Here is a 26,481-nt window from a genome sequence, read left to right as displayed (position 1 = left end):
GGAAAGGGTTTATGCAGCTTTTTATGCAAGAAGCGCAAACTCTTAATACATCACTATTTCCACGATAATGGCTTACTGTGTTATTGTGCATAAAATCGTGTTTTTTTCTTAATGTTGAATCCGCATATTCCTGTGACTTTCGTGTTTTAGCGGAAAATATTATATAGATTTCTTTATTTGCATCTCACAAGTAAACCCGTTATACATTTATACAACAGTTTTTCTTGTTTCTAAAATTGATTTCATTTCTGTTTCAATTTCAACGTAAGGACTAAGGCGATATTCTATTTCGAAATCATTCCGCTTAAAGTTATAAGAGACTGCTTTAATAGATAGAAGTAAAATTGAGCGCTTCTCTACATTACTATAAGAATGAATATCTTGTTTAAATCGATCTATTAATTCGAGAGTTATCCTGTCCTTAGAAAGATGCTCAATTTTTTCTTCGGTATTTACATAAAGTGTTTTATCCCTCTCCATAGATTTTAGTTGTAGCTGAATAATTTCTAGGATTTCATTGTAATTTTCATCGTTAGGCTTTAAAGTACTTATGGTAAAACGTAATTTTTCAATGCCTGCTTTCAAATCTGAAACTTTTTTTCTACAGACTTTTTTCCAATCAATCATCTCATTTTTTAATCTTTGAGGATATAACTTTATTTCTCTACCCCATCTATCCGCAAAATCCTGTATAACAATTTGATTTAATACATCTTTTTTAAGTTTACATTTACACATTGGACAAAAATAAATTGATCCATCAGTTTTTGACTTTGCAGATGTTTGATTTTTTGTTTCGAGTTTCACTTCGCATTCTTTGCAAAAAACAAGGTTCTTTAAAATAAACGGACTATCCATTCGATTCCTTTTTGACTTTAAGTTTCTAAAGAATTGTGTAGTTTCCCATAGCCCCATTTCAATTAAAGCCGGATGATAATTAGTGAGCAAACGAAATTCTCCTAAAGATTTTTTCTTACTATTAGAGAAACTCATCCTTGAATCCCAAGCTAAATTCCCAATATACCACAGATTATTCAGAATATACCTGACCGAAGAGTCTGACCAATTACCATACCCTGCCGGAGAAGGTATTTGTGATAATTCAAGTAATTCTGCAATTTTCTCATCACTATGGCCAAAGCTATACAAGTAAAATATAAGTTTAACTATCCCAGCGTTTTCATCTGGTAATAGGTCATCTACTTCATCATTTACTTTTGAGTAGCCATAAGGATTACTAGCTGGAGGTCTCCTTTTATTTTTTTCAAAAATATTTTCTTGGGCATTACGAACCCTAGATGCTTTTTTTACAGATTCATCGTGATCCAATGCTAATTTTATTTGAATTAAAGGGTCATTTTCGTTCCACTCTCCATCGTGTTGAGTTGAAAATAGTTTTAGTTGAGTCTTTTTTTCCCTTAAAGGTACTATAATATTTTTATAGAAATCCGTAATATCCCTTGTTACTCGAGATTCATCATAAAAAATAACGGAGTTTGCATTTGAATTACTTAAAATGAATTCCTTCAATTCACTCATTTTTTTACGTTTATTTACAGGGTAATGATATGCAGACTTAGCGGCTTCAACAAATATTACGACACCTTGAAATCCCAAAGATTGTGCTTTTATTATGATTGCTCTTTCCTGAATTGAATGAGAATGACCTGAATTTTGTTTTTCATCAGACCAACGAATGTAACCCGCAGCAAGCTTCACATTGTCCGTGTATAAATTCCACGGTAGACTGGTCTGTGTTGATTCAGGTCTTTCTTCTTCGGTAATTACATAGACGTCATTTTCAAAATAGGTAAACTTATGTCCGATACTCATTACATTTCATCTCCTTTAATATAATTACCAAAATTAGTGTGATAAAAAATGGAATCAGAACTCACTTCAACTTTTGAGAATAGAAGTTGAATTAAGTATTCTTGCTGATACTTGTGCAATTCACTAATAAATTGCTCATTCACGGTCTTTACGAAGAAGTTAATGCCTTTTCTAGCTTCATCAATTTGTTTTAGAGCTGTATTAAGCTCCTTTATTTTCTCCACGATAGTCTTCGATTGCTCAATCAATAAGTTTATTTTTCTTTTTTTACTCGTGGCCAGTAAATCTGTTATCTCTTTATGAATAGACTTTAATTGATTCTCTTTAAAAGATAACTGTTTATTATACTGTTTTTCTTGGGCTAATAAGCAAATAAAAACATCTTTTTTAATTTCCTTAACATTAACTTTATTTAATACATACGTGAAGTGCTCTAAAATTAATTGGTTAAATCGAGGAGCTTCTATATATAATCTAGAATGATTTTTTACACATACATAATATCCGTGCCCCCTCACGTTATTAGAACGAAAAGTCATTACAGTTTTACAACTACTACAAATTGGTTGCAATAACCCCTTTTCATTTGATTTTGTAATAGAAACTTGTATCTCTTGTTCAAATTTCAATAAACATTCTTGTACCTTCAAGTAGTCATCTAACAATATAATTGGTTCAACGTGAGGTAACCGAACGTACTTATCTTGAACTTTTATATACCCCGCATAAAAAGGATTTTTTAAGCAGGCCAATAATTTTAGATTATTTGTTGATACTTTTTTATATCTCATCAATTGTTCAATAAGTTCTTCAGCTGAATTAATATTCTCCACTGAATAGAATAAAGACTTGATATCTCTTTCCATTTCTGGTTTTGGTGTATACTTCTTTGTATTTCTTTTGCCTATAACATTAAATCCCAATATAGAATTAGGAAATTGCAACGCTGCTAAACTCGTTCTATCTGCAATATTTCTACCTTCTGACTGAGCAAAAATCCCATATAGAGATTCTACAGATAAGGTTTTTGAGAAGGGGGGCTGGCTTGAATCAGTGAAAATCACATTAACATTATACTTATAGAAAACTTTCACCAAATCAATATATTCATAAAAATTACGAGCTAGACGGTCACGATTTTGAACAAGGACCGTCTTAATTTTTCCTTTTTGAATTTCTGAAATTATTTTATTCAACTCAGGACGTTTCTCGGATGCCATCTTATTCGCAGAAATATTATCATCAAGAAAATAATGTACATTATCAGTATTTATTTTATTTTGGGCTAAATATACTTCTGCTAAACTTTCTTGTTGACGAATATTTTGTCCAGAGGTTGATACCCTACAATATACTCCTATAGAATCGTTACTCAATATCTTTAAATCTGCATATCCCATTACATTATTCCTCCATATCATCATTGTTTCGGACTAGAAAGACCCCCTTCATTTGTGGAGAAAGGTCCAACTGATCCAACGTAATTTTCTCAATCAATCTTTTAAGAAAATGGATAGATTCCTCTTGTGCATCTTCATTGAATGAAACTTTAATTACTGGTCTATGAGTCATTGTTAACATCCTTTCGTCAAATATATTACTAGTAGCATTGACGAAAAGAGGGACACTTATTCAGTTTCTTTACTATTAATTTCTAAATCTAGTTACAGTATTCTCACAAGAAACATAGCAACACGCAATCTCCACAAATTCTTCCCCTTTACGTATGAAATTTTAATCAAATGCATTATCTACTTTAGATTTCAACAAAAGCAAGGGGACAGGATATAAAAAAGTGGCTGGGACATAACTAATTTATCCATTGTGAAAGCCGGATAATTTTTAAATTAATAAAGAAATATAAGCAGAAAACCCGAACTATTACAAAACACTAAATTAGACTAAATTAGAGTTTTGTAAAAAAGTTCGGTTTTTTTATTGACTAAAATCCTTTTGTCCAGCCTCTTTTCATTATGGCTTTGAAAACAAATCAAGTACTTTGAACAAATAGAATATTGTTATTACCAATCTATTCTTCACCAATTTTGGTAGAAAGTAATTTAAAATTTGGCCTTGTTTCTTTTATTAATCTTACAAAGTCTACGAAAGAAGAAAAACTTATACCGTTTCTTTACTATTAGTTTCTAACTCTAGTTCTAGCTGATAACTCGATAAACAATTTGAATTTTCATCAAGTGATGTTACGAAAACTTTTGACTCAATTGCTGGCACCTCAAGTTCTTTTAGTAAATGCAACAAGTCGATCATATACTTCTTTCCCTTCACTTATATAATTTTTTTCAAATCGTTCAATGACCACTCGAGATATACCTACTCTCTCGCAATTTTCGTACACAAATTGAAGCCAATCTAGTTTTTGGTGTTTAGGACGCATATTTGTCTCCTTCTATGAATTATATTTTCGAAGGGATTATCTTCTTTTTTATTTTGGTTTTCAAGGGGGGAAGTTCTATTTTTTCGAAACTGCTGAAAAAAATAATAAAATGCTAATTGCATCCCTTTTTACAGCTCACTGGAGATTGAATTTAAAGCAATAAAAATGCTTCAGACCTTTTATTCTAAGGGCTGAAGCATTTATCGTATGGATTAAATTTCACTTAAGAATAACCAGTCGCTCCCGTTGGATAAAATCAAAACCTCTTTGTTCATCAAATATTTTAAGAATTTTGTTTGAAATTTGTATAAAGCAATTATTTCATTTTTTATAGGTTTTAGTCGACCGATTTCAATCTAGATAACAAATCTTCTGTTATTAAATTGAAAAAAGAGGCGTATTTTATAACGGGTTCTGTTTTGATGTACAAAAAGCAAAATCGCAGGTTAAAAAGACAATTAATTAGCATATTAAAAGGTACTGCAATTGCAGTACCTTTTTTGTACAACTTGGTTTGATATTTCGTGAATCAAAATTTAACTAAGGCACCCCGTTAGTTCAACAAGGTTTTAGTATTTTTTCAAGTACAATAGGACCCGTTTTCTTTGTCGTTGTATTGACTGTGCGAACTTTGATACGAGTAGGTCGCATTATAGGAGAAACTTCATCCAGATTCCCAACCCAAGTAGTTTCTCCGTATTTAGTTAAAGAGGACAACGAGAAAATCCAACTTATTTCCTTTTGAATATATGCTAATACTTCATAACCATCATAATCCCCAAAACTAGATGGTTTCGGTAAATGAAGTGCGTGAACACTAAGACTCGTCCGCTCATCATTAAACTTTCTTTCAATATTATAAATCAGTGCTACTCCTCTGGCATTTTTAGGTGCGTTTTTTGTTGGTTCAAGTATTGCTGAACAAGGCTGCAACTCTTCAATTTTATTTTCAGAGTGTGTTTGTGAAGGAAGAGTTACTAAAACGAAGATAAGGCTAAAAAGCACTTTTTTCATTTCTAATTCTCCTTAAATTTGTTTAGTATCATTATCCCCCAAAACTCCATATTTATTGTATTTCAATCGTTCCTTGTTGTACTATCCTGCTCCGTTAGTTGAATATAGTTCCTTACCATTTAAACTATCACGTTAACTAATTCGAGCGAAAAAAGATTATGTATTCGCATCGTTATAGAACTTTCTATAATGAAGCTTTATTAATGCGATTTGATATACCAATTCGTATGAAAATTGTTAAAAAACCGCTTTATATCAATAAAAAAGGGGACATCCAAATCATTTCGATTTGATACCCCTTTTATAGTGTTTTTTTAAGTTTTGTACTTGAAAACAGAACCCGTTACGTATTTTATGCCTTTTTAATTGTAGTTAGCGGGCAACACCTGTGCCACCATTATACTTGCCCTCCGTTTTACAGCCCGCTATGGCTACTACAAAAATTGCTAAAAGTAATACTAAAGGTAATGCATTAAAAATCATTTATCGGTATATAAAAACCTGAAATACTCATCAAAAATGAATTTCAGACATTTAGATAATCAGCTGTAATAATATTTAAGTCTTTGACATTTTCTAATCTATCCCAGAATCTTGATTGTTTCTGATCTTTTAAAAACGGACCGTATTTTCCATTTAGTAAATACTTATCAGACATTAATAGATAACAAATTCTTTTTGCCCGACTTAGACATACAAAAAATAATCGTTCTTCCTCTCGCATTTTTTCGGGATAATCAAAATTTTTATAGAATGGGAACATACCATCCTCCATACCAATAACGATAATTACTTCAAACTCTAATCCTTTTGAACTGTGGCGAGTTGTTAAATAAACCTCATTTTTTTGTTTGTTCAAATCTGCAAAATCTTCTATGCTATATGATTTAAACTTACCGTTTTGAACTTCCTTCATCATTTCAATATATGAATCCCACTCATTTGGAAATAATATATTGTTTTTAAATACACTCTCAAAATCCAGACTTACGTTTAAAAATTCTATCCAAATTTCTAATTCGGTGATATTCTTAGATTCTTTCAAAATCCTATATAATTTATTTCTGTATAAAAGGATTTCTATGTCAGAACATTTCTTTGAATTTTCTTTGTTGAACCTAATCCATTGAGTGACTAATACCTCAAAATTAATATTATTTATATCTTTACACCAAGACGCACAATCCTCTAACCAGATGATCAAATCAGTTCTTTTAAGGTTGCGAACTGCAACAAAGCAAGGAATTTGTTTCTGCATAAACATTTTATTCAATTCCTCAATTTGGAATTTACTTTTTGTCAAAATGGCAATTTGATTGTATGGTATTCCTTTAGAAATACAATCTTGAATAACAGTATTTGTAATATATTCATATTGACTTTCTATACCTATATTACATCTTATTAAATGTAATTCTGGAGGATATTCAAATTCTTTTGCTGCCATATAAGTTGCTGGTGGATACCCTAAAATGCTTACAGAAGCATCCAAAATTTGTTGGTGACTTCTATAATTGTTTTTTAAATGTATTACTTCAAAAACAGGAAAATGTTCTAATTCTAAAAAATATTTAGGTGTTGCTCCGCTAAAACCGTAAATAGATTGATCAGGATCTCCAACTGCAATAATTTTTATTTTCGTACTTGTTACTAAAGTTAGAACCATTTCGTGTAGAGGTCTACCTAAATCTTGATACTCGTCAATTAAAATCCAAGGAAATTTAGCTTCTAAACATTTTCTAACATAGGGTTCATTTTGAATCATAGTAGTAGCGGTTTTTATTATTGTTATAAAATCTATTAGGTTATCTTGTTTTAATTGTTCTTCATATTTTAATGCCACTTTTAAAGCAATATTACAACTCTCTACCTCAATTTTACTGTTACCGGCTATCATTAAAGTTCGTTCTGCATCCATTTGTTCAATAGTTAAATCGGTTTTTAGATACCCCAAACTCTCCATAATGTCTTTAAATAGTAGATTCTTTTTTTTGTCTGATACTATTTTAAACTTGCTAGGAAAATCGTAATCATACAAATGTGCAAATGGAATAATTATTTGAGAAAGACAAAAAGAATGAATTGTATTAATAAATGCATTAGGAACTTTTTTATTCAATAGTTGTTCCACGCGATGTAGTATCTCTTTGCTAGATTCTCTGCTATAAGCTATACACGCAACTTTTCTAGGATTTCTTACTTTTTCTTTTAGTAATTTAACCAATTTCATAGTTAGAACCATTGTTTTCCCACTACCTGGCCCAGCTTTAATAACTAAAGAATTATTACTTACATATGCTGCATATTGATCAGTATCAGCCATTAATTCGCATAATTTTTTTTCGAAGTATTCCAGGATTATTCCTCCTTAGTTACTTGTAAAATTATATTATCAATTGCTTTAGTGATATATTCTGGCACTGTTAAATCACCAACATAAGAAGATAATCTTTGTGCAAATCGACCTTTCCCTACTTTGTTTTCACTATTTTCTATTTTACGTAAGCAGGCATAAAAATCTCTTGTATTTAATTCATTTTCAAAATTTTGCTTCTGTCTATCTTGTCCTACTGTGAGTTCGGAGAAGGTATTTTTAATTGCTTCTTTACCTTGTAAATCACTAGATTTTGCCATCAAATCAACTTCTAAAGTATAGATACTGAAATAAAATCCTTCCTCGTTATAATCTTTGAGACTATAACTTATAAAATCATTAGTAAAAATACCTAATTCATTTAATGTTTTATATGCAAGCTCCCATCCTAAAAAACCCCATTTCGAATGAGATTTTTGATATGAAGTATGATATACCCTTTCATCGGATTCTTCTTTAATATAAAAATAATCCCCATCAGTCAGTATTACATAAGGAATTTTTAATCCTCTTAATAGACTAATATACGGTTTAAAATTAGTAGAATTAATATTACAGCAAATAATCCCAAAGTAATCCAAATTTTTCCCTAACTTCTCAGCAAATGCTGGTACTAGAAATTCTTCAGCTATTCCTTCAACTAACACTACTCCTTTTCCGAAGAAAATTTCTCCACGCTTTACGTCTATATATCTTTGTAAATCCATTAACTCTTTATCATTTAATTTCAACTCAGCTGTTGAGTTTACTTCTGTTGATTTCCCTTGAATTCTTAAATGGACCATAGATTCTATTGGAGATACTGAAGTAATATCAGAAGAATGCGTAGTTAAAATTATTGAGGTAGGTTTCTTCATAACATCCTTAAAAATACATCTTTGTAATATTGGATGCAAATGTGCTTCTGGTTCCTCTATAGCCAAAATTGTATGTCCATCTATTGACGGAAAGTATTCACTAAAAAAAGTATATAGCTCGTTAGAATCTTGAATATCTTGCTTAAGTTTAAAATAGTCTTGTTGAACTTCTAAGTAATTTTTTTCTAATAAATTTTGAGGTGCTTCTTTTAAAAGTTGGATATAATCCTCTTTTTTTAGTAGTTTCGGTATTGTACGGTCTTCAATTGATAAAAGAATTAGCGCTATGTAGAGAATGTTTGTTACCCCTAAGCTAGTTTCGCTAGTGGGGCGTTGTTTATCGTCACCTACCATTAATCGAAGTGTATTTAATATTTTATTGGGGTTGATATCAATTGTTTCTAAATTTGTAGCAGAGTAGGGATTATTACTGCCAACAATGCTTGAAAGACTTTGATTAACTCGTTCTTTTAAATCAATAATCTCCTCCAAATTTAAAATAGCATCACTTTCAGATTTCATTTTTGATGCAATTTGTTCTAATTCACTTTTTTCAATTTCATATTGTTTAATCAGTTTGTTTAATGGAGATTTTCTAATATTTTTTAAGTCACTATTAGCATCACGCAGTCCGTTAATAACTTTTATATTCAGCATCTTTCTGTGATTATGGTTAAATGAATTTTCTTCGTCTACCCCTTGGTAAATATGATATCCATATCTATCGCCATCAATTGGTTTAAAGACATATGTAAATCTTATGGTAGGTGGACTGTCACTAACTGTTGCTGAAGCGAAAGTAGAAAGTAGGGATGTATTTAATTCGTATCCTTGTATTTCAATTGAAATTTCAATTGAAATTTGATTTTCCATTGGATTTTCAATCGAATCATTAAAATCACTTTCTTCTAAGAAACGATCTTCTTCAGAAAGAGTTGGATCTAAAATTAATTGAATAGCTTTTAAAAAATTTGTTTTACCAATGTTATTTTCACCTATTATGACTTGTTTATGATTTAAATTTACTTCTACATCTAAGAAATTTCTAAAATTTTTAATTTTAACTTTAGAAATGTATGGGGATTTAAGTAGATTTGAAATTTTTCTCACTCCCAATTATATTAATTACGAAAATTATAATTATTATTTCTAGATTGATTATTTCTTGATAAATATAGACCTAAATTAAAATAGTAAATAATCAACTTTCCCAAAAATTAAAACTATTTATCAAGGATAAGGGGGATATTTTATTCTATAGTTTTAAAAATCACATATTAGGAGGAATAAGAAATTTCGAAAGAAATTTATATTCAAATACATAATTTTTTCTTAATATGTATTCGATTATACCTCTAATATCACTTTATTTGAGTTATCATACCCACCTGGTTTAAAAGTTTTTTTGGCCGCAGAAGCAATTACTTTAGTTGATGCAGCATCTACACTGCCTCCAATAACACCCCCTAATAACGGGACCATTTTACCAAGATTAATAATACCTTTTTCACCAAATTTCGTCACTAATCTAAAACCTACTCTTTGATTAATTTTTGTCAAAACAGTACCAGGGATTCGCTTTATTTGAGCTTGGCCAACCTTTAAACCTATTTGTATACCCGCTTGTTTGGTTAATTCTGTTACACTTTGACCTGTTAAACAAGCATAAACAAATGTTTGTACTTGATCATCCTTTAAATCATACCCTCTTATATGAGCTATTGAAGCAATCATTCTCATTTGTACATAAATTACGGATGCTATATTAGCTGGTATAGCAACAGGTAAAACGACTATGCCTCCTAGACCACTCAAAAATCCTGATGTAGCACATTTTGTAGTTTGCCACTTAACTAAACTATCAATGGCTTTATTAGGACTACTATTTTTAGATAAATAACTTTCAGCTAATTCATAAGCTGTATCTGTTCCTGGAATACCTTCTACAGCCTTCTCATAAGTCCATTCTAATAATTTACCGACATTCGATTCTGTTAATGAGCTCATTTTATACCACCTTTTATAGTTTCAAAATCACCTAATTGGTATTATTTTGATTTTAATTATACTATATTAACCACAATATCCCAAAACAAATTAAACCTTAAAGAGTGAAGTTTAGATTCAGATTTAGTAAAATTATCACTTACTTATTTTTCATTTGTTCTTACTATCAAGGTTAATTTCTTCATTCGATCGAAACAATTATAAACTCCATCTCTAATAAAATTCCCCATTTTCAATAACAAAAATCCCTTCCTTCCTCTTCAATTAGCCTGCACCATTATCAAAAGAGGCAATTACTCTATCGCTTTGCATAATTCATTTGATTAGTACAATGATTCTTCTGTACTTGATAAAAATTCATTTGTTATATCTTTCACGTCATAGACCACCGTATTTTTTGCACAAATAATAACTATTAAATATCAAATTCTCTCGTATAAACATCTTTCTTATATAACAATACATATTCATAGTCTCTCCCATTGTTTTTTATATACCTAATAGAATTTAATGTACTCATAATCATTCAGTAACTATTTAGTAATTGAACGGTTTAAATATTTTAGTAGAGGACGATTCAAATGCAACAGAAATTAAACTTAAACGTTACCGTTCAAATTCCTGAAGGTTATGTCATTGTAGACAAATTCGAGTTAGAGGAATTACAGAATAACCAATTAGACGGTGTTTACTGGTCAATGCAAGATTTACAGGATCGCATAAATAGAAAACAAGATTGGATTAAAGAGAATATCCTCTATATCCCTAAATTCAAACAAGAATTGGATGCAACTTTAGGGGGGTTCGTCTTTTATCCTTTTAAAAAAGGGCAACCCTGGAGTTTTCACGCGAAGAAAATGATGAAGTTTTTAGATGAAAACTTTAGTGACATCCATCATCCCAAACAAAAATGAGGAATTTTATAGAGGCACAAAAAATTTGCTTTTCCATTTTTAAAAAAAACGAGATCATTTATTTTGAGAATGATTGGCTAGTTTTAGCCTATAGAAATAGTGGGAATGCTTTAGCTATAACTAAAGATTTTAAAAAGACACTTGATGCATAGAAACGGAGGAATAATTTTTGGCGAGTATTTCAAAGCGGGGTAACACCTGGCAATATTCTGTAAGTTATATGGAAGACGGTAAATATAAACCGATTCGAAAAGGAGGCTTTCGCACAAAAAAAGAGGCTTCTGTAGCAGCTGCACAAATTGAAGCAAAAATAGCTCAAGGAAACTCTGGTATCAAAAAGGATATAGCCTTCGCGCAATATTTCTTAGAATGGTACCAAACTTATAAGAGGGATGTTGGTCGTATTACATTAAATTCGTATCGAGCTGCGTACAATAAAATTCTTCACCACTTTAAAGAAAAGCCTCTTCAAAAAATCACAAAGCGAGATTATCAAACCTTCCTAAATGGCTTAGGAGAAGGATATACAAAGGATACTAATCGCAAGCTGAATGGTTACATTCGTACCTGTTTAAAGGAAGCAATTGATGAAGAATTAATAAAAAAAGATTTTACCCGAAATGTGACTGTCACAGGTTCCGCAGGGAAAAAGAACTCTGAAAAGTTTATTGATTATACAAGTAGCCAATTGCTAGTACAGCATTTACACAAAAATTTTAACGAAGGAATTGAAATTATTATGCTAATTTTAGCTCTATCTTCTGGGCTAAGATATGCAGAATTGGTTGCGTTATGCATCGACGATTTAGACTTTGAAAACAATCTGATTAATGTACACCGTCAATGGCAATATAAAGAAGGTGGTGGTTTTGGTCCCTTAAAGACTGAAAGTTCTGAGCGAACTATTCGTATTGATAATATAACAATGAATGCATTAAAAAAGCATTTAATCACCATAAAAAACGACCCAGCGAATGTGCATAACTTAATTTTCTTTGACTCAACTTCAGATATTTCTGTTGTCACAAATGACAGCCTAAATGATACCCTTCGCTCAATTCTAAAATGCTTAAATATTAAACCGCTCATTACTTGTCACGGATTAAGGCATACTCACTCGAGTATCCTACTATATAAAGGTATTTCGATTTTATATGTATCAGAACGACTAGGCCACGCTAGCATCGATATTACAACATCTACGTATGCACACGTCTTAAAAGAGTTGCGAGAGCGCGATTCAAAACAGGCGAGCGATATTTTTGAACAACTTCTTGTGGTTTAGAAACATCGTTTTCTATAAAGACGCAAACCGCTTTAATCCTATTAAAGGATTTAAGCGGTTTTTTTTCGTGATTTCTATACAATCAACAAGTGGCCTCCACATATTTTCGAGAAAGCCTCTAAATGGAAGCTTTAGTTGAGGATTCGGTTAACTAAATACCTATGCCTAGACTAGAAAAGTGAATATTGGGTTAATTTACGAGCCTTTGGTTATATTCAATCCATTTTTCCATTTCCCGCTCCACTACTCGATTTTGCCACTCAAACCAAATGCCTGAACATTCACTACAATAACTGTCCACTCCACTATTTTTAAGCAGATCTCTACTGTAAATATAGTCTTTTTAAGGTAGCTGTAGCAATAAATTTTTATATCTTCATAAAACACTTATAACTATCTACACCTTCATTTTACACATATTCATTTCCAATCTTCATTTAATTCATTCCAAATTATAAAGTATTTCACGAAGAATGTTGAATGGCATTCAAAAATAAGTGGTTTAATGAGAACTTCGGCTAATTGTATGCGAATAGTTACACTTAACCTTACAGAGGCTTAGTGCAACAGTAGACAAGTAGCGTCTTCGTGCTACTCTTTCTTGTGTAGAAAATGTGTAGAAACTTTTCATTTTCTATCCTTTTCTAACCTATTCTCAAAAAAAGGAAAAACGCCTCAAACCCTTGTTATTAAAGGGTTTGAAGCGCTTTTCATTTTGTTCAAACTTATTCTATCTGAACCTGGATACGTCCCAGGAGGGATTCGAACCCCCGACCGACGGCTTAGAAGGCCGTTGCTCTATCCTGCTGAGCTACTGAGACATGATGTTATTTTATGTAGTCCATATCAAGGACAATATTTATTATATGTCCTTTTTACGATAAAGTCAACATTAATTTTACTATGAAGGCAAGGTTTGCCTCATTATTAATATTATATGATTTCCTGTACCTCATTATGCCATCTCTCTACGCTACTTTTGTTAAATAATACAAAGCAAAAAACTGGTGGTAGCTAACATGTTTAAAGATTTAGTAGTTGTCGTAACTGGCGGTGCACAAGGGAGTGGACAGCTAATACGAAAGAACAGGATTTCTTACTGATCATTTCGGTACTATTCATATTTTAATTAATAAGGCGGGTAAATTTCAACATAAATCTTTTTATGAACGTAACAGTGGATGAATGGAATGATTTGATTCAAACAAATAATTTTTTACAGCATTAATCTAATAGTTGATGGTGGGATGACAAAGAAAATGATGTACGTAAAATAGCCATATTCACTTCTTTCATAACAATGTTTTTTCATATATGGAAATACCTCTGAGTATTCTACAGTAGAAGGAAAAACTAGAGGGAGTGGAAATACATTGTCCCCATATTCAAGTGGATATTACGTTAGCCCTTTAAGTGCGTTATATAAAGCTGCTTCCACACAATATACTGCACCGGTTCGCCATTTTTTATTGCCTCAGAACGATCCTCGTCGCTATATAAGTAGGGCTGAAGCAGATTTTATGGCTATGAATCGTTTATTATGGATGGAGCATGTCAATTGGACGAGAATGACGATTATTAGTATAGTGTTTGGCTTACCTGATTTACCCTTTGTGCAGAAGCGACTGTTACAAAATGCGACGGACTTAGGCAATTGTCTACGTCCATTTTACGGCGACCAAATTGCTGATCGTTATGCTGAGCTGATTAAAGAACATCTTCTTATTGCTGCGCAGCTAGTAACTACAGCTGCCAAAGGAGATACAGCAACAGCGGATGCAAAGGAAAAAGAATGGTATCGTAATGCTGACGATATTGCCATATTTTTAAGTGAAATTAATCCATACTTGAGTATGGAGGAAGTGCAAAAAATGTTCTATACACATTTAGCTTTAACCAAAAAAGAAGCCGTGACGATGATTCAGAAAAACTATCAAGAAGATATTGAAGTTTTTGATGAAATTGAAGCAGAGGCACTTGCTATGTCGGATATGATTGCAAGCGCCATTGTAAAGCAATTTTATTACCTCTTTTATTAACGTCAATAAATCGGTGATTTCTTTTCCAAAGTTGGCGAGAAAATTTTAGCCTGTTTACTCTTTGAATAATGAGCAATCGGTTGAATGCCTTGTATTGATTCCTTCACAAATGGCGCTATTGTATTGCTTTTAATATTAATGTGAACTTGTTGTAGCTGCCATGGCAGATGCTCTATATCTATGCGAAATAAAGAATTTTTCCATTTTGACCAAGAATGATAACGTTCTACTAACCATTTATCAAAGTTAGAACTACTTATTTCACTGGCAATCGGCTGGTATGAAATTTTTAACCTTTCTGCCAGTGCACCATAATATAAACTTGTAAACGAAAAATTGTTCTCTTTTTGTTTGATAGATATTTTAGAATGGCGATATGTTAAACCGCCCTTTTTAGCTATTTGGACAATAAAGCGATTCGTAATATCGGAATTTAAAAAATAGACTCCCTTCATGCCGTTATATGTAACATATGTCCGGACATTTAGCTGCAAATAGGAATCCACTCCTGATAATGGTGGTAGAAATCTTAGTCGTTGTCCATGAACTTTAAAAAGGACAGCACTAAGCCAAGCGTTATTTTCATAGAGATCCAGTTTTAACTCTTGCGGAATGCACTGCTCTAAATCCTTAGGTGATACCGGCCAATGTAAGAACAACACATCTTGCCAAATTTGCGTCAAAACCCATGATTTATTCCACATAAAATAACTCCTTTCTGTAGTTAAATTATTTCCTACGAAGGAGTTATTCAAACAAACATGATTATTTTTGTTCTAAATCTAACGTTTCCGTTTCTTTTTCAACATATCGGTAATATAAATTGCGCAGTTCGGATTCTTTATAATTGCCTAAATGACTTTTAAATTGTGGATGCACCAAAATACCATGATCTCGAAGTTGCTTTACAAACCAACCTTTTGAATACTTATGCACTGTACACATTCCCCTTCACTAATACTCTTACATAGCGTATGCTCAGGAATTTATGTAGTGACATTTTTTCAAAATAAAAAAACGAAGAAATTATCCTTCGTTTCATGTGTTGAAGAACTATTACGTAGATGAAATTAAAGTATCATTTAAGTTTGACTCTTCGGCAAAACGAGGGGTTGATTTCCGTTCCGGCTGGGCGCTTTCCTGGGGGCGTCCGATGAGCCGCTTCACTCGCTTTGCTCGCTCCAGGGTCTCATCTGTGACGCTAATCCCCAAGGAGTCGCCCAGCCTCCACTCCAATCAACCATTTCACAAGCTTGTACCTTCTGGCATGTCACTCAAAATTTATAGTGATAAAACGAAACTTCAACAATGGTTTTTATATACGAAAGCGAAGTGTCAGCAAAGGGGTTTGCCTGTGCAAAAGTGCAGAAATAACAGGTGTACAATTGTGTCACTATTATAAGTCTTTTCTTTTCGATTATGATAAGTAGCAATAGTGTTCACTTTTGAAATTTTAAAGACTTATAAAAGCTCTACACTATCGCTGATTGGGGAGGAAGGCTACTCGACTCCCGTGGGAAAGCGAGTAACCTGGAACGGAAATCACCCTTATCTAAAGCGCCTCTACATTCACAAAGACTTTCTTAGCAATGTATTTTTCTACACTATGGAAAAAAGGAAATCTCCCTCATTCTCTATTTATGTGCCACAAAACGTTCGATAAGGTTGGTTAGATGGTGTTGGTAATGTCGCATATTCCTGCTGCTCTTTAGTATGTGCAAAAGGTTGGGCAAGAGCTTCTAGTAATCGCTCCATTACACTATAGTCTTCCTGTTCAACAGCAGCCTCTAATGCTTCTTCTACACGGTGATTTCGTGGAATTACCGCTGGATTATGCTCACGCATTAATTGCTGAGACATGTCCTTTGTTTCCTGCTGTCTTTCTAGTCTTGCTAGCCAATTTTTATGCCATTCTTTAAATTCTTCTGTACTAAAGAACGCTGATTCAGTGAATTTTTCAAAGGTTAATGCTATAAATGTATTCGTATAGTCTGCTTCATGTTGTTGCATTAACTTTAGAAGCTCTTCAATAAGTGCCACGTCCTGATCTTCTTCATTAAATATTCCTAGCTTTGCTCTCATACCTGTTACCCAGTTTGCATAATACAGTTGAGGATATTGCTTTAGAGCCTCTTGAGCTATGTGTATAGCCTCTTCCTCATTTTCATGGATTAACGGTATTAATGATTCGGCAAATCGTGTTAAATCCCATCCTCCGATATTAGGTTGGTTACCATAAGCATAACGTCCTTGTCGGTCAATAGAGCTAAATACTGTCGCTGGATCATAAGTGTCCATGAAAGCGCAAGGACCATAATCAATCGTCTCCCCACTAATGGTCATATTATCTGTGTTCATGACCCCATGAATAAAACCAACTAGCTGCCATTTTGCAATAAGAGATGCTTGTTTCTTTATAACTTCCTCTAGTAGGCTTAAATAACGGTTTTGAGTTTTATCGACATTGGGATAATGCCTCTCCAAAGCATAATCCGCCAATGCTCTTAGCTCATCCTCCGCTCCAAAGTTCGCTGCATATTGGAAAGTTCCAACACGCAAATGACTGCTTGCAATTCGCGTTAAAACCGCGCCTGGAAGCTCTGTTTCACGAAGGACCGTTTCGCCTGTAGTCACGACAGCTAAACTTCGAGAGGTTGGGATACCTAGTGCATACATAGCTTCACTCATAATATATTCACGTAGCATTGGACCAAGTGTAGCCCTGCCATCTCCGCCACGTGAATAAGGCGTTCTTCCTGAGCCTTTTAGTGCGATATCAAAGCGTTCATGAGCTGGCGTTAGCTGTTCACCTAATAACAGCGCTCTTCCGTCTCCTAGCATGTTAAAGTGACCAAATTGATGACCTGCATAAGCTTGTGCAATAGGCATGCCACCAGTCGGATTGTTGTTACCTGCAAAAACCGCTACTGCTTCCTCGCTTTTCAGAGCATTGCTGTTTAATCCAAGTGACTTTGCAACTGATTCATTTAACATGATTAACCTTGGTGAACGAACTGGATTTAAATTGATTGATGAATAAAAAATGCTTGGTAGGCGAGTATAGCTATTATCAAAATTCCATCCCATTGTATTTTCCATGTTTTCTCCTTTGTTACGTTTATATTTATTTTTTCTACTTCATCATAAACAATTCATAGCCATTTTTACCATTTACGTTGGAATAAAACAAAAAACGCTTAGAGTTTCTATAACTTAAGCGTTTTTGTTTCATCATTTTCGCATAAACTTGTGGGTGGAAATACAGATATTATCATCCGTAAAGAACTTTACTTCAAAATAAGTATCTTCAACCTCTACAAGGGCAAAGCTTTTTTCTTTACGACCTCGTGGTTTTAATAAGCTCCCCGGATTTAAAAATAATACATCATCAATCATTTCCGCCCCAAGAACATGTGAGTGACCAAAGCACGCAATTTGCGCGTTTACTTCTTTTGCACGATAGGATAAAGACAAGATAGAAGTTTTAACATTGAATAAATGGCCATGTGTGACAAAGATTGTAGCATCCTCTAAATCGAATACTTCTTCATCAGGGAAAGCTTTATCAATGTCACAATTGCCTCGTACTTTCTTCATGCCCTCTAATGCTTTATGAGAGAAAGGAAGCTCACTATCTCCACAATGAATGACTGCATTGACATTTGGGTAAAAGCCACGAACTTTCTCAATTACATTACTATCGCCATGTGTATCACTCATGACAAGTATTTGCATGGATATCACCTCTTATTTTATAAGATTAGGTAATTGTTCCTTTAACTTACGAATCGCATTCCCGCGGTGGGAAATTGCTCCTTTTTCATCGGCTGTAAGCTCTGCCATCATACGGTTTAAGCTTGGGACAAAGAAGACTGGATCATAACCAAATCCGTTTGTGCCACGCTTTTCGTGAGCAATAATACCTTCACAAGTACCAAAAACTGTTGTCGTTGCAAAATCAGGCCCTGCAATTGCAATGCAACAGCAGAAGCGTGCTGTACGCTTTTCATCCTCGACATTTTTTAAGTTTTCTAGTAGTTTAACCATGTTGGCTTCATCATCATGATCGCCAGCATAACGTGCAGAATACACACCTGGTTCACCATTTAAGGCATCGACAGCTAAGCCGCTATCATCAGCAATAACAATTGTTCCAAGCTCTTTTGCTAATGCTTCTGCTTTTAAGATTGCATTTTCCTCAAAAGTAGTGCCTGTTTCTTCTATTTCCATATCCGGGGCAACATCAAACATCGTTACAACTTCATAGCCAAGTGGTCCAAATAACGCTTCGAAATCTTTTGCTTTTCCTTTATTTTTTGTCGCAATTACTACTTGTTTCATGTTATTCATTTCCTCCCACTTTGTTAGCTAATTCACCTAATGTCTCTTTTTGAAGTGCAATCAATTGTTGAATACCCTTTTCACCTAACGCTAGTAGTTCATTTAACTCTTCACGAGAAAAGGTTGCTTCTTCACCTGTCCCTTGTAGCTCAACATATCGTCCTGCTCCTGTCATGACGATATTCATATCTACTGCAGCAGCGACATCTTCAACGTAGTTTAGGTCTAAAATGGCCCCGTGATCCTCTACGATACCAACACTTGTTGCAGCTAAATAATCTGTCACTGGGAATTTTTTAAATGGTTTTTCTTCAGCAAACTTTGCAATTGCCTGTGTCATCGCTACAAATGCTCCTGTTATTGAAGCTGTACGTGTCCCTCCGTCTGCTTGAATCACGTCGCAGTCAATCCATACAGTACGTTCACCAAGTGCTTCTAAGTCCACGATTGCACGTAATGCACGACCGATTAATCGTTGGATTTCCATTGTGCGGCCATTGACTTTACCACGAGATGATTCGCGTGCTGTACGCTGTGCTGTTGCACGAGGTAGCATTGAGTATTCTGCAGTGATCCATCCTTTACCTTGTCCACGTAAAAAACCAGGAACCTTATCTTCAATCGTTGCTGTACAAATTACTTTCGTATTACCTACTTGAATTAAAACTGAGCCTTCTGGGTGCAATAAATACTCACTATCTATTTTCACCGGACGCAGTGCATCTACATTTCTTCCATCAAATCTTGTCATATTTTTCGTTCCTCCTAAATACTTTCGCGCACTCATCTTAACATAATTTTGATCTTCAAAAAAGTGCTCATTCCTTATGTACTATGCTAAAAACGTCAAAAATCAGCCTAGCTCATAGCTAAGCTGATTTTTTATTTTAATGTCATACGTTTTATTTGAAGAGTACCTTGCTCAAGCCAATTTTCAGCAATTGAACGGAAAATTGGCACAGAACCCGTTGCATAAAATTTATGAGCAGGCACAGCGTCTGGGTCAGCCAAAGTGCCATTATAAGCAAGCATTTCTTGAACATCCTTTGCTGTTTCCTCTGCGGAAGATAACACAAAAACTTCTTCTCCCACAACAGCTTCAATTTGTTTTTGCAAAATTGGATAATGCGTACATCCTAATATGACCGTATCAAATTGTTCATTTTTCAGTGGCTTTAAGCCTTCCGCAATTAAATTATTTGCAAATTCACCTTTATATTCGCCACTTTCTACAAGTGGTACGAATGTTGGACAAGCAAGTGGAATTATATGAGTTGACGTATTCAGTGATAATAAGGCTTCCTCATACGCACCACTTTTAATTGTTCCTTCAGTTGCAAGCACAACGACTTCATGTCGCTTCGTTTTCTTTACAGCTGCACGTGCGCCAGCATTAATAACGCCTAGTACCGGAAAAGGCATATTTCTTTGTAAACTTTCGAGTGCTACTGCAGTCGCTGTATTACAAGCAATGACGAGCATTTTGATATTCATTTTTTCTAGTGCTTTTGCCATTTGCCAAGTAAAATTCCGCACTTCTTGTCGAGTTCTTGGACCATACGGACATCTTGCTGTATCACCAATATAATAGACTGTTTCATTTGGTAATCGCTTCATTATTTCTTTTGCTACGGTTAAACCGCCTACTCCTGAGTCAATAACGCCTATCGGGGCATTCATACTTTCCGCCTCAATCCTGTTTCATGTGTACATGTAGTTTTTCTAAATAGCTTGATAATTGCGCGACTTCTTGTTCGTTAAAACCAACAAGCTTCTCTTGCAAATATTGCTGTCTTTTTTCAATAACCTCTTGAATAATACGTTCGCCCTTTTCGAGAAGATGAACAACAACGACACGACGATCATTTTCGTCACGCACTCGCTTAACTAATTCATTTTTCTCCATACGGTCCACTAAATCTGTTGTTGTACTAAAAGCTAAGTATAATCGATTTGACAGGTCGCCAATTGTTATATCGCCAAGCTCTTCTAACCACTGTAATGCAACAAATTGTGGCGGCGTAATCGCATATTGTGAAACAATCTCTCTTCCTTTTTGCTTCACAATCGCCGCTATATAGCGTAATTCCTTTTCAACCGTTGCAACGGTTTCAGGTGAGTGTTTTGTTACTTCATCCGACATATAACTATTTCACTCCTAAAAATACGTTGAATAGTTCTATTTTGTCGTTTTTTTTCTGAAATAGCAAGTGTCCTTTTAGTCTAATTTAAATTCTTCTAAGCGTAACAGCTCAATTAACGCTTGAGATCGATTTGTTACACCTAACTTTTGAATTGTATTGGAAATGTGATTTCGCACTGTTTTTTCACTAATACCAAGTTGCTCTGCAATATCCCTCGTTGTTTTTTCAGCTAATAAAAGCGCAAATATTTCACGTTCTCGGTTTGTTAAAAGAGAACGATGATGAGAGCCATTCATTTTCAGTTACACCCTCCTCCCCCGCACGTATTGTAACTTATGTTAAGGAATGAGGAGCGGTGACGGCTATTTTCATTAATATCTCGTGTTTCCTAAAAAAAATCGGAAATTGCTTCCATAAAAGAATAAATTCAATAGGGAAATGCAATTTCAACCGTTGAGAGACCATTATATGATCACCAAGCTTGCTAGCTGAATTTTTGTCTCTTCAGATAAAGGTACACTCTTCCCAGTTCGAGGGTTCATTTGCACTACCGTCCCCCGACCTGTAAAGCAAACCTCATCATGCTGATTTTTCGCTAAATAATGAATATCCATTGATGAGTTCCCTACTGTCGCTATTTTCGTATAAATTTTGAGCACATCATCAAAGAAAACTTGCTTCACGTAATCACACTGTAAGTCAGCTACAATCGGAATCCCTTCTATATTTTCATCCATTGCTGATGGCATGAGAACACCTAAATGGCGGAAATAATCGATTCGTGCCTGTTCAAAATATGTAAAGCTAACTGTATTATTCATATGACCGTACATATCCGTTTCTGAAAAACGTACACGGATCTCAATATAAAATGCAAAATCCTTAGTCCATTCCTGAAAATCTCCAAAATAATTTGCTTTCATCTTAGCCATCCCCCTAATTTTCATGCGCCTTTTCCCAAACAGTAGATAGAATTAGCAATTGATAAATGAATATGCATTCATTATAAAGCAAAAAACTATTTTATCATAGAAAATTTACATTTTAGCTCGATATATTTAAAAATCCCTTATTTTATGCATTAAAGTCTTTCTATGTTGTACTTATATCATCATATTTACTTTTTCTTAAAAATGCCTCTATTGAGAACTTCCTATCATGCGAAACATTAGTCAACAGGATTTCTATCAGTCTATATAAATCGGGCATTTACAAGTAGTTAATCTATAAATTTATTTGATATTTTCCATAGAAAAAAACTCCCTCACACATTATGTGTAAGGGAGTTTGGAAGTAAAAGCTTGTACTATTAGTCAACGTAGTGGTCAGAACCGAAGAAGTTACGGAACATTTGCACTGTAGTTGCACGGTTTAATGATGCGATAGATGTTGTTAAAGGAATACCTTTTGGACATGCAGCTACACAGTTTTGTGAGTTACCGCAGTTTGCAAGGCCTCCATCACCCATGATCGCATTTAAACGCTCGTCTTTAATCATTGCACCAGTTGGGTGAGTATTGAAAAGACGTACTTGTGATAATGGTGCTGGTCCGATGAATGAAGCTTTTTCAGACACGTTTGGACATGCTTCCATACATACACCACAAGTCATACATTTAGATAATTCATAAGCCCATTGACGTTTACCTTCTGGCATACGTGGACCTTCACCTAAATCATAAGTACCATCGATTGGAACCCATGCTTTAACTTTTTTAAGTGCATTGAACATACGTTCACGGTCAACTTGTAAGTCACGAATAACTGGGAAAGTTTTCATAGGCTCAAGTTTAATTGGCTCAGTCAATTGGTCAACAAGCGTTGAACAAGATTGACGTGGGCGTCCATTGATAACCATTGAACATGCACCACAAACTTCTTCAAGACAGTTCATATCCCATGCAACTGGTGTTGTTTTTTCACCATTTGACATAACTGGATTCTTTTGAATTTCCATTAATACAGAAATAACGTTCATACCATGACGGTAAGGAATTTCGAATTTCTGCCAGTAGCCATTGCCACCTTGTGTATCTTGACGTAAAATTTCAACTTTGACCATTCTTCCAGTATTAGCTGCGATATTCATAATTCTTAGTCTCCTTTCGCAGAGTAATCACGTTTACGTGGTGGAATTAATGAAACGTCGACTTCTTGGTATGTGATAATTGGATCACCAGTAGTTGGGTCAAATTTCGCCATTGTAGTTTTTAAGAACTTCTCATCATCACGGTTCGGGAAATCTGGTTTATAGTGTGCACCACGAGATTCGTCACGTAATAATGCACCTTTTGTCATTACTTTCGCTAAGTAAATCATATTTTTCAACTGACGTGTAAAGTGAGCACCTTGGTTACTCCATTTTTGTGTATCGTTGATGTTAATGTTTTCCCAACGTTTTTGGAATTCATCAAGTTTGTTTAATGTATCTTTAAGTTGGTCGTTATAACGTACTACTGTCATAGTAGCTGTCATCATTTCACCAAGCTCTTTATGAAGTAAGTAAGCGTTTTCTGTACCATCCATTTTCATGATAGCATCCCACTTAGCTTGTTCTTCTTTAACACGAGCATCGAAAATCTCTTGTGGAAGATCTTCAGCATGCTTTTTAAGATGTTTAACATAATCTACCGCGTTTGGACCAGCAACCATACCACCATAGATAGCAGATAATAATGAGTTCGCACCAAGACGGTTTGCACCATGTTGAGAGTAATCACATTCACCCGCTGCAAATAAACCAGGAATTTCAGTCATTTGGTTGTAGTCAACCCATAATCCACCCATTGAATAGTGAACTGCTGGGAAAATTTTCATTGGTAATTTACGTGGATCATCCCCTACGAATTTTTCGTAGATTTCAATAATACCACCAAGTTTTACATCTAACTCATGTGGATCTTTATGAGAAAGATCTAGGTATACCATGTTTTCACCGTTGATACCAAGTTTTTGGTTTACACAAACGTCGAAAATTTCACGTGTTGCAATATCACGTGGTACTAAGTTACCATATGCAGGATATTTCTCTTCTAAGAAGTACCAAGGCTTACCGTCTTTATAAGTCCAAATACGGCCACCTTCACCACGAGCTGATTCTGACATTAGACGGTTTTTGTCATCTCCAGGAATAGCTGTTGGGTGAATTTGAATGAACTCACCATTCGCGTAAGAAGCACCTTGTTGATAAACGATAGAAGCAGCAGAACCTGTATTAATTACAGAGTTTGTTGTTTTACCGAAGATAATACCAGGGCCACCAGTCGCCATAATAACAGCGTCTGCACGGAATGATTTAATTTCTTCTGTACGCATATCTTGCGCTACGATACCACGACAAACGCCGTCAGGATCGACGATTGCACCAAGGAATTCCCAGTGCTCATATTTGTTAACTAAACCAGCTACTTCGTGAGAACGAACTTGCTCGTCTAGTGCGTATAGTAATTGTTGACCAGTCGTCGCACCAGAGAATGCTGTACGGTGGTGTAATGTACCACCAAAACGACGGAAATCAAGAAGACCTTCTGGTGTACGGTTGAACATAACACCCATACGGTCCATTAAATGAATAATACCAGGGGCTGCATCACACATACCCTTAACTGGTGGTTGGTTCGCTAAGAAGTCCCCACCGTAAACTGTATCATCAAAGTGGATCCAAGGAGAATCCCCTTCACCTTTTGTATTTACCGCACCATTAATTCCGCCCTGCGCACATACGGAGTGTGAGCGTTTTACAGGAACTAATGAGAATAAATCAACTTCAGTACCAACTTCAGCTGCTTTAATCGTTGCCATCAGACCAGCTAGACCGCCGCCGACAACAATTATTTTGCTTTTCGCCATGATTATTTCTCACTCCTCTTAAAAAATTGCAATGATTGTCATGTGCTCTATAGTAGCTTCTATTACATTAAACGAAAGCTAAAATAGCAGCTACACCAACTACACTTAGAATTACGAAAATAATGTTTGTTACATAAGTAGCAACCTTTTGAGACTGAGGAGATTGTGTAATACCCCAGCTTACTAGGAATGCCCATAAACCGTTAGATAAGTGGAAAGTTGCTGATATAATACCAACAATGTAGAATCCAAGCATGAATGGATTCGATACGATATCTGCTATCATATTGTATTCAACTTCTGAACCTAACGCTTTTTGGATACGTGTTTGGAAAATATGCCATGCAATGAAAATCACTAAGAATACACCAGTGAAACGTTGTAATGAGAACATCCAGTTACGGTATGTGCTGAAACGCCCTGTGTTTGGTGAAGCTGTGAATGCAATGAATACACCATAGAATGCGTGGAACAATAATGGGATATAAATAACTACCCATTCAATTACTAACAGAAGATTGTGTGGAATTAAATCCATCTTACCTATTGCATTATTGTAAGCTTGTTCACCACCAACAGCAGTGAAGTTCATTGACAAGTGGAACATCAGAAACAGACCTACTGGAATGACACCAAGTAGAGAATGTAAACGACGCCATAAAAACTCTCGATCTTTCGACAAGACTGTTACCCCCCTTAGTACTTAAAATATCACAACAAAAGAAGTCATCATTTTGTAACTGATACTTCATTGACTGTGTATTTCATCATGGTACAATATTATGACATGTTTATTGTACTCTCAAGAGCTACGAGCGTCAAGGCAACTAAGAGTTTTTCATATTCCTTATTAAAGAAACAATCTAGTACATGATGCATCGTTTTTTCTCGAAAAATCTATCTTTACTTTATCAGTGTCAAATTATAAGAAAATTCTAAGAAAGAAGGATTTAAATGTTAAACACTTCATCACCTACAATCTCAGCATTTGGCTATGAGATAATTCGCGATTATATTTTATCTTCCATTCTTGGTAAACATGAAGGTGATGTTCTTTACTGGGCAGGAAAAGACCTAGCACGGAAGTTCCCATGTAAAAGTCAAGATGAACTTATCGCATTTTTCGCAGATGCCTGCTGGGGTAATTTAGAGCTTGTCAAGGAATCGAAGGATGGACGTACATTCCAGTTGACAAATGATCCAGAACTGTTACAAATCGGTCTACGTAGCTTTAGACTAGAAGCAGGATTTATAGCTGAACAAATCCAGCAAACAAAAGGTTATTTAACCGAATGCTATGATGAAAAACGTGAAAAGCAACAGAACGTTACATTTACAGTTAAATGGGACGTCAAGGAACGAATCATGAACACCGTTCCTTCAGAATAAAACGAAAAGGATTGTCACTCCAAATTTATGGATGACAATC

25 protein-coding genes and 1 tRNA gene are annotated in these 26,481 nt (G+C 34.5%); 4 read left to right on the top strand and 22 right to left on the bottom strand.

Annotated elements, in window-relative coordinates; all coding sequences use genetic code 11:
- Positions 1-207: 207 nt before the first annotated feature.
- The 8 genes from ABE34_RS23135 to ABE34_RS23100 all read right to left on the bottom strand — a co-directional run bounded on the left by ABE34_RS23135 (position 208) and on the right by ABE34_RS23100 (position 10,480).
- Positions 208-1,833: a recombinase family protein gene (locus ABE34_RS23135; RefSeq protein WP_197144771.1), complete on the bottom strand. Its 1,626-nt coding sequence runs from the start codon at positions 1,831-1,833 to the stop codon at positions 208-210.
- Complete coding sequence (locus tag ABE34_RS23130) at positions 1,833-3,233, bottom strand: recombinase family protein (RefSeq protein WP_197144770.1); 1,401 nt, start codon at positions 3,231-3,233, stop codon at positions 1,833-1,835. Before ABE34_RS23130 ends, ABE34_RS23135 begins: the two co-directional genes overlap by 1 nt.
- A gap of 4 nt (positions 3,234-3,237) precedes the next feature.
- Positions 3,238-3,405 (bottom strand): hypothetical protein, encoded by a 168-nt coding sequence (locus tag ABE34_RS23125; protein WP_197144769.1) that lies wholly within the window; start codon positions 3,403-3,405, stop codon positions 3,238-3,240.
- Between the two features lie 546 nt (positions 3,406-3,951).
- Positions 3,952-4,101, bottom strand: coding sequence for a hypothetical protein (locus ABE34_RS23120; protein WP_197229951.1), 150 nt, complete (start codon positions 4,099-4,101; stop codon positions 3,952-3,954).
- Between the two features lie 685 nt (positions 4,102-4,786).
- A complete protein-coding gene (locus ABE34_RS23115; RefSeq protein WP_197144767.1) occupies positions 4,787-5,242 on the bottom strand; it encodes a hypothetical protein in 456 nt (151 codons plus the stop codon).
- Between the two features lie 526 nt (positions 5,243-5,768).
- Positions 5,769-7,565, bottom strand: a complete 1,797-nt coding sequence (locus ABE34_RS23110; protein ID WP_197144766.1) for an ATP-dependent helicase — start codon at positions 7,563-7,565, stop codon at positions 5,769-5,771.
- 35 nt (positions 7,566-7,600) lie between these two features.
- The gene (locus ABE34_RS23105; RefSeq protein WP_346655603.1) at positions 7,601-9,583 is read right to left on the bottom strand and encodes an ATP-dependent nuclease; all 1,983 of its coding nucleotides are present in this window, start codon (positions 9,581-9,583) and stop codon (positions 7,601-7,603) included.
- Between the two features lie 237 nt (positions 9,584-9,820).
- A complete protein-coding gene (locus ABE34_RS23100; protein ID WP_197144764.1) occupies positions 9,821-10,480 on the bottom strand; it encodes an EcsC family protein in 660 nt (219 codons plus the stop codon).
- Between the two features lie 581 nt (positions 10,481-11,061).
- Between ABE34_RS23100 and ABE34_RS23095 the strand changes: the two genes are divergently transcribed.
- Positions 11,062-11,394 (top strand): DUF771 domain-containing protein, encoded by a 333-nt coding sequence (locus ABE34_RS23095; RefSeq protein WP_197144763.1) that lies wholly within the window; start codon positions 11,062-11,064, stop codon positions 11,392-11,394.
- A gap of 169 nt (positions 11,395-11,563) precedes the next feature.
- Positions 11,564-12,679 (top strand): tyrosine-type recombinase/integrase, encoded by a 1,116-nt coding sequence (locus ABE34_RS23090; protein ID WP_197144762.1) that lies wholly within the window; start codon positions 11,564-11,566, stop codon positions 12,677-12,679.
- A gap of 747 nt (positions 12,680-13,426) precedes the next feature.
- On the opposite strand, the gene ABE34_RS23085 is transcribed toward ABE34_RS23090, so the two are convergent.
- Positions 13,427-13,500, bottom strand: a tRNA-Arg gene (locus ABE34_RS23085).
- Positions 13,501-14,052: 552 nt separating this feature from the next.
- On the opposite strand from ABE34_RS23085, the gene ABE34_RS23080 reads away from it, so the two are divergent.
- Positions 14,053-14,718: a hypothetical protein gene (locus ABE34_RS23080; protein WP_197144761.1), complete on the top strand. Its 666-nt coding sequence runs from the start codon at positions 14,053-14,055 to the stop codon at positions 14,716-14,718.
- Positions 14,719-14,720: 2 nt separating this feature from the next.
- Here the strand turns inward: ABE34_RS23080 and ABE34_RS23075 are convergent, their stop codons facing one another.
- The 13 genes from ABE34_RS23075 to ABE34_RS23015 form a co-directional block, all read right to left on the bottom strand.
- Positions 14,721-15,422, bottom strand: coding sequence for a YqjF family protein (locus ABE34_RS23075; protein WP_197144760.1), 702 nt, complete (start codon positions 15,420-15,422; stop codon positions 14,721-14,723).
- 61 nt (positions 15,423-15,483) lie between these two features.
- On the bottom strand, positions 15,484-15,663 hold the full coding sequence (locus ABE34_RS23070; RefSeq protein WP_197144759.1) for a DUF2639 domain-containing protein: 180 nt from the start codon (positions 15,661-15,663) through the stop codon (positions 15,484-15,486).
- A gap of 693 nt (positions 15,664-16,356) precedes the next feature.
- A complete protein-coding gene (locus ABE34_RS23065) occupies positions 16,357-17,817 on the bottom strand; it encodes a protein adenylyltransferase SelO (RefSeq protein ID WP_197144758.1) in 1,461 nt (486 codons plus the stop codon).
- Between the two features lie 132 nt (positions 17,818-17,949).
- Positions 17,950-18,453 (bottom strand): metallophosphoesterase, encoded by a 504-nt coding sequence (locus tag ABE34_RS23060; protein ID WP_197144757.1) that lies wholly within the window; start codon positions 18,451-18,453, stop codon positions 17,950-17,952.
- Between the two features lie 12 nt (positions 18,454-18,465).
- A complete protein-coding gene (locus ABE34_RS23055) occupies positions 18,466-19,059 on the bottom strand; it encodes an XTP/dITP diphosphatase (RefSeq protein WP_197144756.1) in 594 nt (197 codons plus the stop codon).
- A 1-nt stretch (position 19,060) separates the two neighbouring features.
- Complete coding sequence (rph, locus tag ABE34_RS23050) at positions 19,061-19,810, bottom strand: ribonuclease PH (RefSeq protein WP_197144755.1); 750 nt, start codon at positions 19,808-19,810, stop codon at positions 19,061-19,063.
- A 131-nt stretch (positions 19,811-19,941) separates the two neighbouring features.
- Complete coding sequence (racE, locus tag ABE34_RS23045) at positions 19,942-20,739, bottom strand: glutamate racemase (protein ID WP_197144754.1); 798 nt, start codon at positions 20,737-20,739, stop codon at positions 19,942-19,944.
- Positions 20,740-20,749: 10 nt separating this feature from the next.
- Positions 20,750-21,202 carry a MarR family winged helix-turn-helix transcriptional regulator gene (locus ABE34_RS23040; protein WP_053484913.1) on the bottom strand — a complete coding sequence of 151 codons (453 nt, stop codon included), beginning with the start codon at positions 21,200-21,202 and terminating at the stop codon, positions 20,750-20,752.
- 75 nt (positions 21,203-21,277) lie between these two features.
- The gene (locus ABE34_RS23035; protein ID WP_004226437.1) at positions 21,278-21,499 is read right to left on the bottom strand and encodes a helix-turn-helix domain-containing protein; all 222 of its coding nucleotides are present in this window, start codon (positions 21,497-21,499) and stop codon (positions 21,278-21,280) included.
- Positions 21,500-21,667: 168 nt separating this feature from the next.
- Positions 21,668-22,126, bottom strand: a complete 459-nt coding sequence (locus ABE34_RS23030) for an acyl-CoA thioesterase (protein ID WP_197144753.1) — start codon at positions 22,124-22,126, stop codon at positions 21,668-21,670.
- 386 nt (positions 22,127-22,512) lie between these two features.
- Positions 22,513-23,292: a succinate dehydrogenase iron-sulfur subunit gene (sdhB, locus tag ABE34_RS23025; RefSeq protein WP_132357129.1), complete on the bottom strand. Its 780-nt coding sequence runs from the start codon at positions 23,290-23,292 to the stop codon at positions 22,513-22,515.
- Positions 23,293-23,297: 5 nt separating this feature from the next.
- Positions 23,298-25,052: a succinate dehydrogenase flavoprotein subunit gene (gene sdhA, locus ABE34_RS23020; RefSeq protein ID WP_197144752.1), complete on the bottom strand. Its 1,755-nt coding sequence runs from the start codon at positions 25,050-25,052 to the stop codon at positions 23,298-23,300.
- A 67-nt stretch (positions 25,053-25,119) separates the two neighbouring features.
- The gene (locus ABE34_RS23015; RefSeq protein ID WP_197144751.1) at positions 25,120-25,734 is read right to left on the bottom strand and encodes a succinate dehydrogenase cytochrome b558 subunit; all 615 of its coding nucleotides are present in this window, start codon (positions 25,732-25,734) and stop codon (positions 25,120-25,122) included.
- A 272-nt stretch (positions 25,735-26,006) separates the two neighbouring features.
- Between ABE34_RS23015 and ABE34_RS23010 the strand changes: the two genes are divergently transcribed.
- The gene (locus ABE34_RS23010) at positions 26,007-26,441 is read left to right on the top strand and encodes a YslB family protein (protein ID WP_197144750.1); all 435 of its coding nucleotides are present in this window, start codon (positions 26,007-26,009) and stop codon (positions 26,439-26,441) included.
- The last annotated feature ends 40 nt before the right edge of the window (positions 26,442-26,481 follow it).

The organism is Lysinibacillus sphaericus (assembly GCF_015844675.1).
GTDB classification, from domain to species: Bacteria; Bacillota; Bacilli; order Bacillales_A; family Planococcaceae; genus Lysinibacillus; species Lysinibacillus sphaericus_E.
Note: the sequence above shows the minus strand (reverse complement) of the source record. Positions and strands in the feature narration are given on the sequence as shown.